Genomic DNA, 18,867 nt, shown 5'->3' with positions numbered 1-18,867 from the left:
AATTGCCCCTCATAAATGTTGACTCCAGAAAACAAACACCGAATACTTATCCTTGGCGCCAGTGGTTTCATTGGAAACGCCCTATATAAAGAACTGTGTTCATATTTTAAAACCTACGGGACTTATCATATTTCAAATAAGGCATTTGAGAATAATAAACACTTTTTTCAATACCGCGTGGAGGAAGACGATATTTTTGAAATCCTCGAAGCAGTCAAACCTTCCATTATTATTTCATGTTTACGGGGCGACTTCTATGCCCAGGTAATTGCCCATCAACATGTTGCTGAATATGTGGTAAAAAATGATTGTAAGCTGATGTTCTTTTCTTCGGCAAATGTTTTTGACGCCTACAGTAAATATCCAAGCTATGAAGACGATAAAACTTTGAGCGGAAGCGTGTACGGACATTTTAAGATTAAGATTGAAAATATGTTATTGCGATTGCCAAAACGAAAAGTGGTCATTATCAGATTACCAATGGTATTTGGAACACAATCGCCACGTCTTAAAGAAATCAAAGAACATATTTTAGAAAACACGCCTATAGAAGTTTTTCCAAATTTGATAATGAATGTGACTACTGATTTTAAAATGACCCAACAAATCCATTATATCATTAACAGAAACAAATATGGAATTTACCACTTAGGAAGCTCAGATTTGGTCCATCATGACGACTTTATAATGGAAATAGCCTCTTTGATCACTTCAAAACCAGTACGTTTTAAAAACGTTTATACTACCAATGAAGACCGCTATTTAGCGGTTATGCCCAAGACAAATAGACTTCCCCAACATCTTCAAATTAGTAGTACTGAACTTTTGGAAGAATTAGATAATTACATGAATTATAACTCTTAGTTCTAGATTTTATCAATTATAATTTATAATTTTAAGAAACTAAAAATCGAAATTATGTCTCTACTTTCTGAAGATACCATTGAAAAAAAATTGTTGCACTTTCCAGACTGGGAATATTATGACAACGCACTACATGCTGAATTTGAGTTCGACAATTTCAAGGATTGTTTCAGTGCCATGAGCAGAATTGCATTTGAATGTGAGGCGCAAAACCATCATCCCGATTGGAAAAATGTTTATAATATGTTAACTATTACATTATCCACACATAGCGCCAAAGGCGTTACGGATAAAGATTTTAAACTGGCCGCCGCCATTGAAGCGATTGTTGAAGTACAGGAATAGTAAAAAATGGCCTCTTAAATTATGATGAAAAAGCTGGTTTCTATTACTTTCAGTTTAATCATTTCATGGACCTACTCACAAAGCGATCCTTTTTTTTGTGATCAAATATATGAGCTGAACCAGCGTATCCAACAGCATCATTTCCGTCCAAAGCCCCTAAACGATAGTCTCTCTAAAGATGTCCATCAATTGTTTTTAGATCGATTGGATGAAAACAAACGTTTTTTTCAAGAATCTGATATCTCGAAGTTCAAAGTTGACGAATATCAACTCGATGATGCCATTGCTTCTGGAAAATGCGATTTTATCGAAAAGTATAGTGCGACGTTAGTTCAGCGGATTGAAGCCTCCAAAGCGTATATCGCAACTTTAAGAGATGAAGCATTTGATTATTCAGGAAAAGACACGCTCTATTTTAAACCCATTAAAACAATGGGATATTTTAAGGATGATGCGGCCTTTAAAAAGTATTGGAATAAGCGTCTTCGCTATGCCATTCTTGATAACTTGATTGAGCAAGACAGTTCCCGTTCATATGTAGAAAAGAACTTCTCAGTTTTAGAAAAAGAGGTCAAACCAAAAATCATTGAAAATCAATTATGTCTTCTGGATGAGTTACTTCATAAAAATGGAGGCCTCGATCTTTTTGTAAAAGAATCGTTTTTAAATGCTTTTGCCAATTATCAAGATCCAAATTCCTTTTTCTATAATGATTCAGATAAATCACAATTTGAGGGCTCCGTGTCCAATCATCAATACACTTTCGGTATTGATACCATGAAAAATGGAGATGGCGATATTGTGATTTCCTACATTGCTCCAGGAAGTGCAGCATCTTTAAATGGGAAATTTGATGAAAATGATGTTATCAAATCGCTAACTTCTCCCACCCAAACTTTGGAAACATTTTGCGTATCCAATGAAGATATTATTGCTTTTACCTCTAATGAGAAGAACGAAACAATCATTTTTAAAATTAAAAAGCAAAATGGTTCCGTTCATGATATTCAACTCACAAAAACCGATCTCAAGGTTGAGGATAATTCTTGCACGGCATTTATACTTAAAAAACGATCAAATTATGCCTATTTAAAAATACCAAGTTTCTATACAGATTTTGATACGCCCAATGGCTATGGATTAGCCTATGATGTTGCAAGGCAACTCCAAATCATTAATACAGAAAAAGTTAAAGGTTTAATCCTGGATTTAAGATTCAATGGCGGAGGATCCATGAAAGAAGCCGCACAACTTGCCGGCTTGTTCATAAACAAAGGGCCTCTGGCAATTTTAAAATACGGCAATGGGGAAACTTTTACCATTAGAGATGATTTTAATGGCACATTTTTTAATAAACCCATCGTTTTGCTTATTGATAACTTTAGTGCTTCGGCCTCTGAATTTTTCGCCGCTGCTATGCAAGATTATAATCGTGCTATTATTGTAGGTTCACCAAGTCATGGAAAAGCTTCGGCACAGGTTATTCTACCTTTGAGTGAGACTGACGATTTAGGGTTCTGTAAACTGACTATAGAAAAATTCTATCGGGTCACGGGAAAAAGCCATCAGTCCGTTGGTGTTGTGCCAGATATAATTTTGCCATCACTCTATGACGGTTTTAAGACCAATGAAGCTTATAGTCCGTTTGCTCTCTCCAATGATTCGATAATCCCTATGTGGATATATCATCCTTATAAAAAACTCCCTATGGCAGAAATCCAATCAAAAAGTAAGATTAGGATAGAACGGAATGACAGTTTTAGGGCTATTCATAAGCTGAATACTGAATTATTGAATACGTACATTGACAGAGATTTAGAATTCCCCCTAACATTGGAATATCTGTATAAAGATGTCCAAAACTATAATGACCTATGGACGGATTTGAATATAACCTTTGATCAAAAATTTTCGAGCATCCCGGTTAAAAACACAATGTTCACCCAAAAGAAATTGGTAGGTGAAGACGCCATTATACTCAATGAGATCTTGATGGATGATATTTCTACCGATATTTACATCCATGAGGCGTTAACTATTCTCGCAGATATCAGAAATAAGAAATTACATTGAACATGGCCATTTTATCACTAAACATTGATATTGATGCCCTGATTTTTTTTAAATTTGCCAGAGGTGTTCAGTAACTGATGACGGTTAACAGATGTCAGTTACTTTGGACCTCAAATTGGAAAACTTAGAATTTTAAACTTTAAACATAGAATTAGAGCATGGGAAGAGCTTTTGAATTTCGTAAAGCACGTAAAATGAAACGCTGGTCAGCAATGAGCAAGGCCTTTACACGCATTGGTAAAGACATTGTCATGGCCGTTAAGGATGGCGGACCTGATCCTGATAGCAATGCCCGATTAAGAGCTGTCATACAAAATGCAAAGGCTGTCAATATGCCCAAAGACAATGTAGAACGCGCCATTAAACGTGCTTCTGACAAAAGTTTAGGTGATTTTAAGGAAGTGCTTTTTGAAGGTTATGCCCCACACGGCATTGCCATATTGGTGGAGACGGCTACCGATAATAATACCAGAACGGTTGCCAATGTTCGAAGTTATTTCAATAAATGTGATGGTAGCTTAGGTACTTCTGGTTCTGTTGTATTTATGTTTGACCATTCCTGTAATTTCAGAATCGCAGCTGACGGTTTGGATCCAGAAGAATTGGAATTGGAGTTTATTGATTTTGGTGCAGAAGAAGTCTTTATGGACGATGATGGGATTTTGATCTACGCACCTTTTGAGAATTTCGGAGCCATACAATCGGAATTGGAAAAACGGGAGATTGAAATTCTATCTTCCGGCTTTGAGCGCATTCCGCAAGTGACCAAAAAATTATCTGCTGAAGAAGCTGAAGACGTTGAAAAACTATTGGAAAAGTTGGAGGAAGATGACGATGTGCAGAATGTCTATCATACTATGGAGGAATAAGTTCGCTCCACGTGAAATCAAGGAACACACTCATTACTGGAATTTAAATCGTTTTTTATATTTATTTGGAAATACTTATGATTGTTTAAACTTCAAACTGATATCAAATTATTGAATTTCAAATATGATCTTTCGTTTTACATAAAGAAAATATAACAGAATTGATTAATCACAAGATAGTCACCTCATAAAAGGATGTGCAATATATTGGTTCATGTGTATTTGTTAAGCAAGCACAATGAAAGAAACTATAAAAAAGGCCAAGAATATTGCCAAGCTCAAACAATTTATAAGGCAGAATTCATTTTTACATCTTTTTATTTAGTTCACTAAACCTGATGAAGTATGAACGCTCGAATGCGGGACTAAAGTAAACCTTTGCCACTTTTCTCCTGACTACTTTAAGCAAAAACTCCGTTATAAATACCAAAGATGTGCCTGTTAGCCACAGACCAATGAATTGAAGATATATATTGTCCAAATAAGATTTATGAAGATCTTCAATTTCAAAAAATTACTAATAAACAAAATCTTGTATACTTATTTAATTCATTTAACGCAGCTTTTTAACTGTTGACCATAAAACAACTATCAAATATGGAAAATGTATAACCATTTATTATAATTGTATAATAAATCGACGAACGACATAATCTATCTTTGAAATTAAACTGTAAGGGATGTTTACTTACATAATATTTTAAATTAGATGAAACTATCCATAAATTTTTTAGTGATTTTTTACATTGCCAGCTGGCTATTGGGCATCACATTTTTTGTTGATTTTCAATTCATTAACATTATATTCCTATCTATCGGCATTATAGCTGTTCTGTTAATTTTTGCAGTTAAGCGAAAAGAAATCTTAATGGTAGATTGAGAATTCCAATGGTTCTTAAAGTTTTAAAATATCCTTGCATATATTACGATGTGAGGTATTGATTTGAGGTATTAAAGTACGAACTTCTCCAAAACAACTTGGCTTTAAGTATTTGCAAGATCTTCCATTTTAAGATTGACAATTCATATCTATTTTAAAATAGTTAAATAGTTGGATTTCCTTTCCAGTATGCATCCAATATGCACTCAGTTAAGTTTTATTCTGAGTTTTAATTAAAAGTCTTCTATAGTTAATTAATTTTCCTTTTCATTCTCTTGCTTTCCGTACTGATGAGTGCAATACAAAGCTTAAAGTATAATCGATAAGTGGTATTGAATTCTTCGTGATGCAACTAAACATCTGCATAAGAATCTCATTAATTTTTAAATCTCTCAGCATAGGATTCTTAGTCCAATAGGTTGAAAGACTTAGAATTGTATCATACTTTATCTATAGTGCCAAAGATTATTTTTTTACAGTTAATCAATTTACGGCATTCATAGTATTTTAGAAGTAATTATTAATCCATAAAAAACAACGAAATGAGCACTAGACATGACAAATTAGTAGATCAATTAGAGGAGATTTTAGAAAAGAATAGAGATGCCGAAAAAGGTTATAAAAAAGCAGCAGAAAATGCTAAGAACCCAAGTTTGAAAACTTTTTTTGCAGACAGAGCTCGAGACCGAGCAAGCTTTAATGCCCAATTAAAACGAGAGATGGTCGTAAATTATGATGATATTGATGATGAAGGTTCTTTTACCGGAACCATACATCGAGCTTGGATGGATGTTAAAGCTCTATTTTCCGCAGATAATGATGAGTCGATGCTTGAAGAAGCTATTCGTGGTGAAAAAGCATCCGTTGAGGAATATGAAGAAGTTTTGAAGGATAGCAATTTACCTGCGAGCATTGCAACCATTGTTAGACAACAAAAAATGAAAGTACAGGAAGATCTTGCTAAAGTAAAAAGTATGGAGCATTTTAAGTAATTAAAAACTCTTAATTATTAAAAAAATGTCCCAACATGGGGCATTTTTTTTAATTGTCTAGATTGAAATTCTCCTCTTTCCATAGTGATTTTGAAAAATAGGTTATTTCAATCTTTTATTCACTAATTAAATCCATCTTCCTGGATTAATTTTAAAATAAAAAAACAAAACATCATGACTATTGAAGAAACATTTTGGATGATATGTTCCGTATTAGGAATTTTTACAATTACCATTATTATAACAAGAGTTTTTGGCTTAAGGACTTTCGCAAAAATGTCCAGTTTTGATTTCGCCTCAACTATAGCAGTGGGCTCTATATTGGCTTCAATTATTCTTAACTCAGAGTATTCTTTGTTTAAAGGTGGCGTCGCACTATTAACAATTATTGCATTCCAGACCTTATTTTCATTTTTAGTCAGAAAAAGCGATTTATTTAAACGTTTTTTTACGAACAAGCCACAATTGATTATGTGGAACGGCAAAATTTTATTTGAAGCCCTAAAGAAATGTAACGTTGGTAAAGATGATTTAATTGCCAAACTAAGAGAAGCGAATGTTCATGAATTTAAAGATGTAAAGGCCGTAATATTTGAAAGCACAGGAAATATCTCAGTAATACACAACTCAGAAGACAGAAACATCTCCTTAGATTTATTAACTGACGTTGCCACTTAAGGAGTATTTCTTGGTGCTTAGGCGATTATAACCTATTAGTTAAATTTATACAGTTTTAGATTACACCTTTACAATTGATAACCGACAATTTTTAAATGGTAGGCGAAATTTTTTTAAAAATAAGAAATATCAGAAAACGAGGTTACAGAACAATTTAAAAAACAAAGTTTGATGAAAACTGGATTGGTATGGTTTAAAAATGATTTAAGACTTCAAGACAATGAAGTATTGTGTCAGGCAATAAGACAATGTGATCAAGTAGTGTGTTGTTTTTGCCTTGAACCTCATTTGTTTGATGTTTTAGAAATTGGTTTTAGGAAGACGGACATCAATCGTTTTAAATTCTTAGAAAAATCAATTGAAGATCTAATAAAAAATATAGAAGCTATCGGTGGTCATCTAATCATTTGTTCTGAAGGTGCGGTTAAAGAAATTCCAAAACTTATTAAAAAATTCAATGTCTCAACAATTTTTGCTGAACAAGAATATGCTTACGAAGAATTACAAATTATTGATGAACTGCAAAAATTAGTGAATGAGGTAGAATTCAATTTTTATTGGGGTAAAACTTTGTATAATATAGATGATATTCCATTTGAAATTTCTGAAATACCTTTGACCAGTAAAGCGTATCGGATTCCAACCTCCAAATTGACCAAACTCCGAAAGACCTATAAAATCCCTGATCATTTGGTTAGCCATCCACAAGCAGCGTCTACCAGATTTCCATCGCCCACTGAGTTTGGTTTTCATCAAACAGAATATGATAATACCACCCCTCTGATGATTGGAGGTGAAGATGAAGCATTAAAAAGACTTCACTACTACACATTTGAATCTGAACTTTTAACAGGGTATCGATGGTCACGTAACAAATCTCTGGGTCTTGATTACAGTTCTAAATTATCACCTTATCTAGCACTGGGATGCCTATCACCTCGTACAATTTATGAAGCTGTTCAAGATTACGAGAAGCAGATTAAAAAAAACCAAAGTACATGGTGGCTCATTTTTGAACTGGTGTGGCGTGACTATTTCACATTCAAAGGCATGCGATTTGGAAAATCTATCTTTTTCACTAGTGGAATCAAAAACAGGAAAGTTGATTTTCAAAATGACTTAACCAAATTTAAACGTTGGCAAGAAGGAAAAACTGGAATCCCTTTTATTGATGCCCATATGAGACAGCTCAACTTAACGGGTTATATGAGCAATAGAGGGCGAGTGAATTGTGCCAGCTATTTTGTTAAAGATCTTAGTATTGATTGGACTTGGGGAGCCTCCTATTTTGAAAGTAAATTAATTGATTATGATGTGAGCGCAAACTGGTTGAATTGGCATATGCAAACATTTGAAATGTATTATACAAATCCTGTACATCAAAGCTTGAAATATAGTGCCAATGAATATATAGCAAAATGGATACCTGAATTAAATCATATTCAAGACAATAAGATTCATGCACCTTGGTTATTTGAAGATGTTATGAAAGAAACAGAATATCCCAAACCAATTGAAGTCTATAGTAAATGGACAAGATCAATAAACAGAATTTTGAAAACTTTAGATTTTGCAAATTAAAATTTGGTGTTTAATGAGCAATTAACATTAAAGTCAACATCTATTTGTATCCATTTAAACGCCATAAAAGATTTCGTACCGTGAGTACATTTTTACAAACCTAAAAACGCACTCAAATTCTAAAACAATTACAATATCTCTCGAAATTAAGGGATTAAAATTTATACTTAAGTATTTAAGTATAAATTTGGAGGGTTTTTAGGTTATATTTAATTGAGGTTATTAGATTCCAAAATTTCAATGAGAGCTTTAGCCGTGGGTCCTGCGGATAAGGGATTCTGTCCGGTAATTAACCATCCATCCGTTTCCACATGTGATGTAAATGGAACCAAAGATTTATGATAGTCTGCACCTAACCACTTTAATTTCTCTTCTAATTTAAAAGGTATGGCGTTTGAACGCAGTACCAATAATTCTTCAGCGTTGGAAAATCCAGTCACTCTTTTCCCACGTAAAATAGAATTATCTAAATTGGCCGCCGAAACCAAAGCTGCGGGGCCATGGCAGACAGCTGCCACAGGTTTATTTAATGATATGAAATCCACAATTATTTCCCGCTTTCTTGATTGTTTGCTAAATCAAACATGGGTCCATGACCTCCTGGAAAAAAAACGGCATCATAATCTGTAGCAGAAATTTCAGATAATTTTAGGGTGTGTTTCAATTCATCTTGTGCAAAATCATCGTCCATAAAACGCCTATTGGATCCCGTTAGATTTTCTGTCAGCGTACTCATTGGATCTATTGGAGGACTCCCACCCTTTGGACTGGCAAGAACAACGGTATACTTCTTATCTTTAAATTCATAATAAGGATCGGTAAACTCACCTATCCACAATCCCGTCTTGCCATCTGTATTTAACATCTCCTGATGAGAAGTCATTATCATTAGAATTTTTCTCATAATCACAGTAATTTATTGATACGAAAGATTGAAAGCACATCAAAAATATTTAGTGAAATTAAATGTTTTGTAAAACCTCATTTAATTCAATTACAATTTAAATGAAACTGTTAAGGTTTATTTATAATAATTATTAATCCGTATTCGCATTAAACAATTGTTTTTCTAAGTTAAGTAAAGTGTTTGTAGAGTTATAATTTTATATCGAATTGTAATTATGAAAACACATAAATTTCATTTGCACATCTAAAATTACATTACGAGATATAAAACAAATAAATTTCTTTCAAATAGTCATAGAAACGTTATGAAAAAAAAGGTAACCATTATAGGTTCAGGACCAACATGTATATATTTTTTAAAACAGTTTTCCGACCAAAGCAAAGAGTTTAAGTCACGTTTTCACTCCATAACAATTTTTGAAAAATCACATAATTCAGGTATGGGAATGCCCTATAATCCTGAAATGACTGATTTATATAATTTATCTAATATTTCATCGGAAGAAATTCCAGCATTAGAAGAAAGCTTTGCGGATTGGTTAAAGAAACAACCGACGGAAATTCTTAAAAATTTAAATGTCACTGAATTTCCAATCAGTAAGTCAAAAGTATATAGTCGCCTGGCCCTTGGTCATTACCTGAAGGTTCAATTTGACTTGATTATTGAAAAAATTAAAGCACATGGCATACCTGTTCAATTAAATTCTGGCATTGAAATCGTGGATATTAACCCTATCAAAAACACTGATCAAGTATCACTTAAAGCTTCCAACAATAGGGTCTATAATCGTTTTCATAAGGTCATTATTTCAACAGGTCATATATGGTTGGATAAAGACAAGCCTGATCATGGATACTATGCCTCACCATGGCCTATCTGCAAAATACTGCCAAAGGAGGATGCTTATTATAATTTCACCATAGGAACCTTAGGAGCTTCTTTGAGTGCCTTTGACGTCGTCACATCTTTGGCACACCGTCACGGATCTTTTCAGAAATCGGAAAAGGGTTTCACCTTCAATCTCCACAAAGGCGCACAGAATTTTAATCTCGTCATGCATTCTGCCGAAGGTTGGCTTCCTCATTTGCAATATGAACAAGAAAAACCCATTCGAGAAATTTACAGACATACCAACCGTGATGAGCTGCTTTCTCTAATCGAGGATTCAGGTTTTTTATCCATTGCGGTTTTTTTTGATACCATTTGCCGTTCCGCACTTTTAAAAGCAGCATCTTTGGATGGAGATATCTTGCTTACCAAACTATTGTCACAATCAAACTTTGGAATTAAAGAATTTGTGGAACACATGGAAAATCAGCACGAATATGTCAACTCATTCGAAGGTATGCGCAAGGAATTGAATCAGGCCAGAAAAAAAATGAAATCAGAGAAGCCTACCTATTGGATGGAAACCCTAGACGATTTGATGTACTGTCTAAACTTTCACGCCGAGCTGCTTTCCGCAGAAGATCATTTGATTTTAAGTAAACATATAATGCCATTTCTGATGAATGTTATTGCAGCACTCCCATTAGAATCAGCCGAGATTTTACTGGCCCTTTATGACGCTGGATGCATATCACTAAAAAAAGGTTTTGTGGAAATTATTGAGGATAAAAATGCTAATGGGAATACAGTTATAAAAGTTAATAATGAAACTGAAAACTCAGAAAGAATTGAATACTCCATGTTTGTCAATTGCTCCGGACAGGCAACAATAGAATATGAAGATTATCCATTTCCTACCCTTCTAAAAAATAATTTCGTAAGTAGATCAAAAGCAAAATTTAAATCTATTCCCAAAACATCACTTATAAAGACGGAAAAAATGAAAAATAAGATTCTCACTACAGAGGATGAATTTTATCTATATACAGGAGGGATTGATATTGATGCCGGTTACCGGATATTAGATCCTAAGGGTTTGCCCTCTTCACAAATCAGCGATGTGTCCTTCATGCATACTTCTGGGTGTCGCCCATACTCCTATGGTTTACAAGCCTGCAATGCTACAAGCACCCTGTTAATCGAGCAATTCAAAAAAGAATTTCTTGACCACTCTTTTAAGGAAAACATTACAATTGAAGAAATCACAGAAATTTATGAAAGCAAAGACAATTTATAGAAATTAATTTCACTTAAAAAGAAAATAATTATAGCTACTTTATAGCAATCACGCATCATCACGGATAAGTTCAGATGACCTTTATTAATAAAGTAATATAACCAAAACAATGGAATATCCAATAATCCCTATTCAATCCGAAGGCGAATATCATGATAGCGTAGAGATGCATTGTGATGGTACATTAAATAAAGCAAAAGCCAATTTTGAAATACTAAAAATTCGTTTGCAATCGGTGAATGAATGGCACACCTATTCTGAAAAAATTAAGTCGAAATTTGAAATGCTCGACTCCAGTATTTTGGAATGCTCGACTCCAGTATTTTGGAATGCTCGAAAGAACTTAAAATAGGAAATTTTATGAAGTTTGAGAAAGTTATTTAATTCCTGAAGTCCTAGATGTCATTTTTATTTAGCATTCTTGTGCTGGATTTTTTTTTAATCAATGAGATAGTAAAAATTTTACAACAATAAAACAGCTCCCCAATTATGAACAGTAATAATTTTGATAGAGAACCAGAGTTTCAAAAAAAAATATGGATTATAATTGCCCTAGCGGCATTTACGTTTATAGTTCTTTGGATTTTGAAAGCAACATTTTCTGTCTTGCTTTTGGTCTTTGCTGGAATACTTTTAGCCAATTTACTGCAGGGATTAGCGGGGTTAGCAAGGAAACATTTAAAAACGTCAAACGAGTGGTCCATTGCAATTTCTATTCTCTTCACTTTAATGGCCACTGCAGGACTGCTTTGGTTAATAGGAGCTAAAATACAGGATCAAGCCTCTGAGCTTATTGATACAATTCCAGCAACAATTGATGCAGCACAACACCAACTTGAACAATCAAGATTTGGACAGTTTATAATTAACAAAATAACTTCAGATTCAACAATTTCAAAATTGGAAGCCTTTGGAGGGCAATTTTTCACTTCTACCTTTGGTATATTAGGAGATATATATGTCGTTCTTTTTATTGGATTATTTTTAGCAATTTCTCCCAACATATATATTGATGGTATTATTAAACTAATTCCAGAAAAGGGTCAGTCCAAAGCAGAAAAAGTCATTTTCAATCTTGGCTCGCAACTTAAAAACTGGTTAAAAGGTAAGTTGTTCTCAATGTTGGTAGTCGGCATATTAACAGCCATAGGCTTGGCTGCCTTGGGTATAAAACTGTGGTTGGTATTGGCATTGATTGCCGGATTGATTAGTTTTATTCCAAATTTTGGACCTATAATTGCCCTTATTCCTGCTGTACTCATTGCTCTCCTTGATAGTCCACATACTGCTGTTTACGTAATTATTCTTTATATAGTGGTTCAATTTTTAGAAAGTAATTTTATTACGCCATTAGTCCAACAAAAGATGATAAGTTTACCACCAGCTATGATCCTCACTGTTCAATTATTAATGGGCACTTTAACTGGGGGGTGGGGATTGGTCTTGGCAACCCCTATTGCAGTAGTCGTTCTTGTACTGGTCCAAGATTTATATTTAGATAAAAAATCATAACCCAAAAGTTATTCCGTACGCTAATTAGCAATTTTATTCTGCTTAAAAATTCAAAATGGAAAGGAAATAATTCTTTACTGAAGCTCTTGAAGAACTTAGGATAAAGACCATATTTCAAACGTACAACAATGGTATGGCACTTAGAGATAGTATAATAGTCCGGACTTGCTCTTTGCCCCATATCAGTTTCTCGATTTGAACAAGCCCTTAAGAACTGGGTTTGAATGTCTATTGGTATTGATAAAGAAATACGAAGTTTCTGAAATACCAATTGCATTTTATTCAACCTCCGCTGCAGAAGAAGATATCGAAAAAACTTTCGTTAACGGTACATAACAAAACCTTATGATTTCAAGCAGTTGAAATCCTTACTTTCGCAAGTTGTGACCACATTTTGGCAATATTTGAACAGGGATAACTTCTTGTTGCGATTATAAACTCTTTCTAGATGGTAGGATATTATTATATTTTAGAAAACAGCATCTAAATCAAAGTATTCCTAAAAAATTTAAAGGTTTAAAAAATTCTTGATTGTAAAATACAATTCATTTAAGTATCACGAGTGTTCTAGTATCCAGGTAGTCATTGTAAAAAAAAAATCTAAGTTATTAAACTTAGACCTTCTACACTTATGGGGATGGTGTTGGTGTGATTTTTCATCCATTGATTTCGAGTTTACAACTTGCAATTCCGAATGTCATTTTCTATGTAATATTTGTTCTTCTAGCAATACTCGCTATGACCTGGTCAAAATCACTAGAGTAATTGTTGACATCCTCACACTAATTTCATAATTATTATAACGGTAATACGTTAGAATGTTACTCCATCGACATTCAAAATGACCAATTGGAACTATTCAGTTTGCTATCTTCCGTATCATAATAATCTCTGTTATTTTCTTTGTCGAAACTTATAATATTTTATTTCTTGGTATCATTAGGCTTAAAACCATCTCCAGTGGAATCATCTCTTTCGCTATGGACTTGTTTACTCCCACGGGCATGTTTCGTACTCGATTCTTTTCTATCAGTTTCCTGTTTTTTCTTATCGCTCATAATTTCTATTTATTAGATTAAAATTCTTTAATGAAATATACATAAAGAATAAAGAAACCTCAGTCTCTATCCCAATCTGTATTGACTTATATGCTTTCATTATTTACAGATATAGCCTAAACTACCAAAACGCAACACAACATTTTTAAGGTCGATCTTTTTTAAGCTAAGTAAATTAGCTTATGGAATAATATTGAAAACAACTACGCATTATCTTTAATTGATATCAATTTAAATAATAATTAAATATAAAATTTTAGAATTATGAAAACATTAGAAGATTTATTTGAGCATCAGTTAAAGGATTTGTACAGCGCCGAATCACAACTCATTGAGGCTTTGCCAAAGATGGTCAAGAATGCATCGGATTCCAAATTAAAAAAAGTCTTTGAAGATCATCTGGAAGAAACCAAGAAACATAAAAAACGTTTGGAGCAAGTCTGTGATGAATTAAAAATTGACCCAAAAGGAGAAACCTGTAAAGCTATGGAAGGCCTAATTAAGGAAGCTGAAAGTTTTATCAAAGAAAAGAAAGATGACGATGTGAACAATGCGGGCCTAATTGCGGAAGCTCAGCGTGTAGAACACTACGAAATATCTGGATATGGAACAGCCATACGCTATGCCAAGGAGTTGGGTCATAAAGATATTGCGTCCAAATTAAAAGAAACTTTGGACGAAGAATACGGTGCAGACGATAAATTGAATAAAATGGCCGAACAACGTCTTAACAGAAAAGCGATTGATTAAAAACAATTTAATTACTATTCAAAAATCCCGAGAAATTTTCGGGATTTTTAATTTTAGGATGCTTAAACATATATGAACCAAAATCGTTTAAGATTAGATGCCATCCTCGTGGCGCAATGTATTGTAACCTAACTCATCATCGGACTTATACGATTTGTCCTCTTACTGTTTAAGAAAAATAGAATAGTCACTTGCTTCTTTTCTTTTCTCTCTTTCTCAACTTTGGCCTACTCTCAACGATAACGTGATTTTCCTCAAAGATTTCCGCCATCTTGATTTTATGTTCGGGTCTTAGTACTCTTTCTTTACTTCTTTGTCCTTTTCAATCTCCAATGCTTTTTCTTTAGGGTTTTCCTTAACTTTTGATTTTTAAAATTAAGATTTAAATATCCTAAAGCATAACCTATGGATTTATAAGTCCTTCTGCGTCAGTGATGACATAATGAATAGGTTTAAATGTTCCACCATTACTGTCTTCGGCAGAACATGCCGTCAGACCAACCAACAAGTCCATTTTAGCTTCAAAACGAACGAGATCTCCCGCTTTTGATGTTGGAGGAAATACTTTAAGTTTACCAGATTTACTAAATTGTACATTCATAAATATATTGAAAGCAGTAGGAATGTCATCAATACCAATGCCGTATTTAAGTAGGTTTTGATGAAGATTATCAAGACAACTTGGATGATAATCTTGCTTATCATACATGATCTGGAAAGTTTCAGGACTACATGGCGCCAAAAGAAAATCATTTCGTCCATTGGTATCTTCCTTAATTGCCATCATTTTTTGTGACCGATTGCTCCAAAGATAATGCCCTGCTGATATAAGTATACTTTCTTCAAAATCCATAGTCTTTCCGGAAGAAATTTTCTCTTTGTGATCATTAAGATTAAACAGGACCATATCACAAACCTGTTGACCCTGTGGATCAATAACAGTTAGTATTTCTCCTTTTTTAAGCTCAAAAGCACTACCTGTTTGGGGGTGAATTACATGTATTGCGTTCATTTGTTTTTATTTTTTATTTGTAAATGGACATTTCCAGTCAGCTTCTACTTCCCTTCCACTATATTGCCTAGTTTCACTGGCTTTACCAAAATCCTTTAAAACAGGATTGATTGTTCCCTGAAGTTTTTTATCCCTACGTCGTATTCTTTTTTTGATATTCTGATAAATGCCCATGTCTCGTAATTTCTCAAATTGCCAATGCAGATTGAACACCAAGGTACAATATGGTGCTTGCCTAGCTATTCTTGAACTATTTGGGTGCATGCCAATTATATAAAATGCTTTTCCTTTTATACTAAAACTGAAATTTGCGTTTTCAGGTTCTCTGTTTACGCTAGTATCCCAGTCTTTGTCATCATTGTCATGTAACTTTTGCAAAAATTTCCATAAGGCATTTTCAAATTGTAGTTCTGTTTTGAAATTGTTTTCCTTAAAACAGAATAGTATAGTTTCAAACGCGTTAGAATCAAAATCATAATCCTTAATATAGGAATCAAGATCTGAAAGAACAGGTGCAACCACCGAATCAGATGTTATATCATCATAAATTTTAAGTTTATAGTCATCTTGCATAAATATGGTATTTGCCATGACGCATGGATGTTTTCGTTTCAAAATAAAATCTCTGTATTGGTACTCTATGGTATCTTGCGCTTTTTTTAAGATTGGTGTAGCCATTTTTCTCATTTAATTTTTTTTAATTTTATCTACCTGTAAGTATCTATTGGTCAATAGATTTATTTTCATCCATGAAATTTCGTCCTTTGGTAGGTAGATATGGCCAATCGGCAGGAGTTCTTTAAAGTGATTCTCCTATCTTCAGAGAATAGATAATGAAAATAATACCTCCATTCGCTTAAATCAATTAGATAGTTTAAGAAAATGAAGGATTAATAAAGTCAAACATCAACGACTTTAATATTATGCTTTGTTGTAAATTAGAATATTCTGAAATTTCTATGATGGGTTGTTTCTAAACCAATCACGATACATTGAAAACTGCGCCTCATCAAGAACTGCTTTTAGAACAGAATTATGTTCATCAATTTTATCCTGTTCATTTTCTTCATAATTGGGATTGTTTTTTTCCCATGTGCCCATGACGGTGCGGTAGTCTCTCTCGTAACGCAGCTTTTGTTCATCTGTCATTCCCAAATCCTTGTACATCTTTTGAGTTCTGCTATCTGAGTAATCCGGATAGTGCTTTCTTTCAGGAGTTGAACTTTGAAAATTAGATGTGGTCTTCCGATTTTCAGTATTTGGTGATCGCGATGCTTTTACATCATTGTTTTTAGAAGGATTTATAGGGTTATGGGAATTTGAAATTGATGCAGGTCTACTTTTTATTCCATAAGTCAGATATGCCACGGCACCTGTCAGTCCCGCAAATGCCAAAAATTTTGCTAATTTATTCATTATAATAGATTTTATAAATTAATATTGAATCGTCAAGATAGCTATGAATTACAATAATGATTGACTTAAACAATCTAAACTTTAGCCCAAAAGATTTCCTCGCTAGATATTGTTGGTTTAGAATAACAGCTTACTTTTAAAAATGTTTTTGATAAGATTTAAAAGAACCTTAGCAGAATTGGGAAAGGCATAGCAACGCATAGTTAAGATTTAAAAGGACATCGTTGGGCCAGCACTTCTAAAGCAAAATTAGGAATCGTGAATTTTCAAAAATTCATTTGTTAAGTAATAACTTATTTTTTGACTTCATAATCCTCAAGAGACTCCGGCAAAATTGAATGTTCCAAAAATGGGTTGTCATATTTAAATACACTTAAGGTTCCTGACTGCTCATAATAGGCATGTTCAACTTCCGAAAGATATCTGATACCTTTCTGCCTGAGTAGCATTAACACTTCGTTTTTATCAATTTCATCCACCTCAAAATTATGTTCCAATAACTTTCCGTGTTCTACCAATTTCAAAACTGGTGGATGCGTGACTTTGCGAATACTTCCAAATTCAATTCCCATTAACACATACAATTTTTGAAACCCGGCAATCAACGTAATAACTGAAATTGCCACGACTAAAGGAACCGTCGGGTAAAGCATTGCATCTCCAACCGCACTTCCCATTGCGATAATCAGCAGAATGTCCGCACTTCCCAAATTACCAACCGCACGTTTGCCAATCCAACGAATCATTAAAATGGTATAGCTCATAATAATTGTAACCCTAATCAAGATTTCCAGATACACTATAATACTAAAGTCTCCTACAAGCATATTCAGGAAATCAAACGTATATTCATTGCCATCGATCATAACTATATAGATTAAACATTGTTTAGTAATTAAAAATAAAGATTGATTTTTCAATTTAAAAACACCTTTATCGAAGATGATCACGATAAACAACAATCCGTTTCTGATAATGTATTCAAATTCTAAAACCATAAGAGGATGTCTAAAAAAAATTTAGATATCTCTATGATATTTTAAGAAGGCACTTAATATTCAACTACCATTTTGCATTTAAAAAATGCAAAAACTTGGAAGAGCTATTAAAAATGGTCTTATATCCTTATGCTTAGAAAAGAATGTGTCCTCTATAAAGTTTTCACAATCCCCATCTGACTCAGTGATTTTACTATGTCTAAAAGCTTCATTTGCAATCTTTATAAATTTGAATTCTTTTTTACCAATTTCTTACCACCAGTTATGTTTATGGCATCCAACAAATCAACTTTCATAAAAAATTTATTACATAATATTGAACACCTTCTCATCAGTTTAAGGCGTTACCAGCATCTTTGAGTTTCAGACCAAACTTCTGACCATCGTTCCATTCTTCGTTACGGCAACGTGCTAATTAAAATCTTTCTTTTTTAACACTTGAAGAAAAAATTTTATAGAGGTCAGTATCTAAATACATATCTTTATTGTCAGTAAACATATAATATTATGGATATTTTTAAAGGTCAAAATCTTCTAGAGTTCTCTGATCGGTTCAAAACCGATGAAGATTGCAAGAAATACTTAGCTTCAATTAAATCAAATATGGGCTACAAATGCTTGAGATGTAATCATACTGCCTGCCAAGTTCGCAAGGATTTTGCAAGACAGTGCAATATCTGCGGACATATTGAATCTACCACGGCCAATACGCTTTTCCACAAGGTTAAATTTGGAGTTCGCAAAGCATTTTTTATTTGTTTTGAAATGGCTTCATCAACCAAGAGCCTATCTGCACGCTATATGGGT

The 18,867-nt window shown here is 33.5% G+C and carries 18 protein-coding genes and 1 pseudogene; 12 read left to right on the top strand and 7 right to left on the bottom strand.

Going from position 1 to position 18,867, the window contains the following annotated elements:
* Positions 1 to 15 precede the first annotated feature (15 nt).
* From G525_RS0114845 to G525_RS0114810, 7 genes are all read left to right on the top strand, one after another.
* Entirely contained in the window at positions 16 to 864 is an 849-nt protein-coding gene (locus G525_RS0114845) for a sugar nucleotide-binding protein (RefSeq protein WP_027126863.1), read from the top strand.
* A 54-nt stretch (positions 865 to 918) separates the two neighbouring features.
* Positions 919 to 1,209 (top strand): 4a-hydroxytetrahydrobiopterin dehydratase, encoded by a 291-nt coding sequence (locus G525_RS0114840; RefSeq protein ID WP_027126862.1) that lies wholly within the window; start codon positions 919 to 921, stop codon positions 1,207 to 1,209.
* 21 nt (positions 1,210 to 1,230) lie between these two features.
* Positions 1,231 to 3,282, top strand: a complete 2,052-nt coding sequence (locus G525_RS0114835) for a S41 family peptidase (RefSeq protein WP_027126861.1) — start codon at positions 1,231 to 1,233, stop codon at positions 3,280 to 3,282.
* 158 nt (positions 3,283 to 3,440) lie between these two features.
* Positions 3,441 to 4,151, top strand: coding sequence for a YebC/PmpR family DNA-binding transcriptional regulator (locus G525_RS0114830; protein WP_027126860.1), 711 nt, complete (start codon positions 3,441 to 3,443; stop codon positions 4,149 to 4,151).
* Positions 4,152 to 5,573: 1,422 nt separating this feature from the next.
* Entirely contained in the window at positions 5,574 to 6,023 is a 450-nt protein-coding gene (locus G525_RS0114820) for a ferritin-like domain-containing protein (protein WP_027126859.1), read from the top strand.
* 174 nt (positions 6,024 to 6,197) lie between these two features.
* The gene (locus G525_RS0114815; RefSeq protein ID WP_027126858.1) at positions 6,198 to 6,701 is read left to right on the top strand and encodes a DUF421 domain-containing protein; all 504 of its coding nucleotides are present in this window, start codon (positions 6,198 to 6,200) and stop codon (positions 6,699 to 6,701) included.
* A 171-nt stretch (positions 6,702 to 6,872) separates the two neighbouring features.
* The gene (locus G525_RS0114810; protein ID WP_027126857.1) at positions 6,873 to 8,282 is read left to right on the top strand and encodes a DASH family cryptochrome; all 1,410 of its coding nucleotides are present in this window, start codon (positions 6,873 to 6,875) and stop codon (positions 8,280 to 8,282) included.
* 209 nt (positions 8,283 to 8,491) lie between these two features.
* On the opposite strand, the gene G525_RS22550 is transcribed toward G525_RS0114810, so the two are convergent.
* Complete coding sequence (locus tag G525_RS22550; RefSeq protein WP_211222938.1) at positions 8,492 to 8,827, bottom strand: DJ-1/PfpI family protein; 336 nt, start codon at positions 8,825 to 8,827, stop codon at positions 8,492 to 8,494.
* A 2-nt stretch (positions 8,828 to 8,829) separates the two neighbouring features.
* Positions 8,830 to 9,186, bottom strand: a complete 357-nt coding sequence (locus G525_RS22545) for a type 1 glutamine amidotransferase family protein (RefSeq protein ID WP_211222937.1) — start codon at positions 9,184 to 9,186, stop codon at positions 8,830 to 8,832.
* 307 nt (positions 9,187 to 9,493) lie between these two features.
* On the opposite strand from G525_RS22545, the gene G525_RS0114800 reads away from it, so the two are divergent.
* The 3 genes from G525_RS0114800 (at position 9,494) to G525_RS0114790 (ending at position 12,826) form a co-directional block, all read left to right on the top strand.
* Positions 9,494 to 11,314, top strand: a complete 1,821-nt coding sequence (locus G525_RS0114800; RefSeq protein ID WP_027126856.1) for an FAD/NAD(P)-binding protein — start codon at positions 9,494 to 9,496, stop codon at positions 11,312 to 11,314.
* Positions 11,315 to 11,423: 109 nt separating this feature from the next.
* The gene (locus tag G525_RS21870) at positions 11,424 to 11,666 is read left to right on the top strand and encodes a hypothetical protein (protein WP_051209959.1); all 243 of its coding nucleotides are present in this window, start codon (positions 11,424 to 11,426) and stop codon (positions 11,664 to 11,666) included.
* Between the two features lie 137 nt (positions 11,667 to 11,803).
* Entirely contained in the window at positions 11,804 to 12,826 is a 1,023-nt protein-coding gene (locus G525_RS0114790) for an AI-2E family transporter (RefSeq protein WP_027126855.1), read from the top strand.
* Between the two features lie 923 nt (positions 12,827 to 13,749).
* Here the strand turns inward: G525_RS0114790 and G525_RS22780 are convergent.
* On the bottom strand, positions 13,750 to 13,884 hold the full coding sequence (locus G525_RS22780; RefSeq protein ID WP_281170406.1) for a hypothetical protein: 135 nt from the start codon (positions 13,882 to 13,884) through the stop codon (positions 13,750 to 13,752).
* A 264-nt stretch (positions 13,885 to 14,148) separates the two neighbouring features.
* Between G525_RS22780 and G525_RS0114780 the strand changes: the two genes are divergently transcribed.
* A complete protein-coding gene (locus tag G525_RS0114780; RefSeq protein ID WP_027126854.1) occupies positions 14,149 to 14,634 on the top strand; it encodes a YciE/YciF ferroxidase family protein in 486 nt (161 codons plus the stop codon).
* Between the two features lie 403 nt (positions 14,635 to 15,037).
* On the opposite strand, the gene G525_RS0114775 is transcribed toward G525_RS0114780, so the two are convergent.
* The 4 genes from G525_RS0114775 to G525_RS0114760 all read right to left on the bottom strand — a co-directional run bounded on the left by G525_RS0114775 (position 15,038) and on the right by G525_RS0114760 (position 18,060).
* The gene (locus G525_RS0114775; RefSeq protein WP_027126853.1) at positions 15,038 to 15,646 is read right to left on the bottom strand and encodes a DUF1989 domain-containing protein; all 609 of its coding nucleotides are present in this window, start codon (positions 15,644 to 15,646) and stop codon (positions 15,038 to 15,040) included.
* A gap of 6 nt (positions 15,647 to 15,652) precedes the next feature.
* Positions 15,653 to 16,324, bottom strand: coding sequence for a guanitoxin biosynthesis heme-dependent pre-guanitoxin N-hydroxylase GntA (gntA, locus tag G525_RS0114770; protein WP_051209963.1), 672 nt, complete (start codon positions 16,322 to 16,324; stop codon positions 15,653 to 15,655).
* A gap of 279 nt (positions 16,325 to 16,603) precedes the next feature.
* Positions 16,604 to 17,062 carry a hypothetical protein gene (locus G525_RS0114765; protein ID WP_027126851.1) on the bottom strand — a complete coding sequence of 153 codons (459 nt, stop codon included), beginning with the start codon at positions 17,060 to 17,062 and terminating at the stop codon, positions 16,604 to 16,606.
* 293 nt (positions 17,063 to 17,355) lie between these two features.
* Positions 17,356 to 18,060 carry a DUF421 domain-containing protein gene (locus G525_RS0114760; protein ID WP_027126850.1) on the bottom strand — a complete coding sequence of 235 codons (705 nt, stop codon included), beginning with the start codon at positions 18,058 to 18,060 and terminating at the stop codon, positions 17,356 to 17,358.
* 507 nt (positions 18,061 to 18,567) lie between these two features.
* Here G525_RS0114760 and G525_RS0114755 point away from each other — a divergent pair.
* Positions 18,568 to 18,867: pseudogene (locus G525_RS0114755) on the top strand (IS1595 family transposase); the annotation flags it as partial.

The organism is Gelidibacter mesophilus DSM 14095, assembly GCF_000423005.1.
In the GTDB taxonomy this organism is placed as follows: domain Bacteria; phylum Bacteroidota; class Bacteroidia; order Flavobacteriales; family Flavobacteriaceae; genus Gelidibacter; species Gelidibacter mesophilus.
This window is presented reverse-complemented; position numbering and strand designations above follow the sequence as displayed.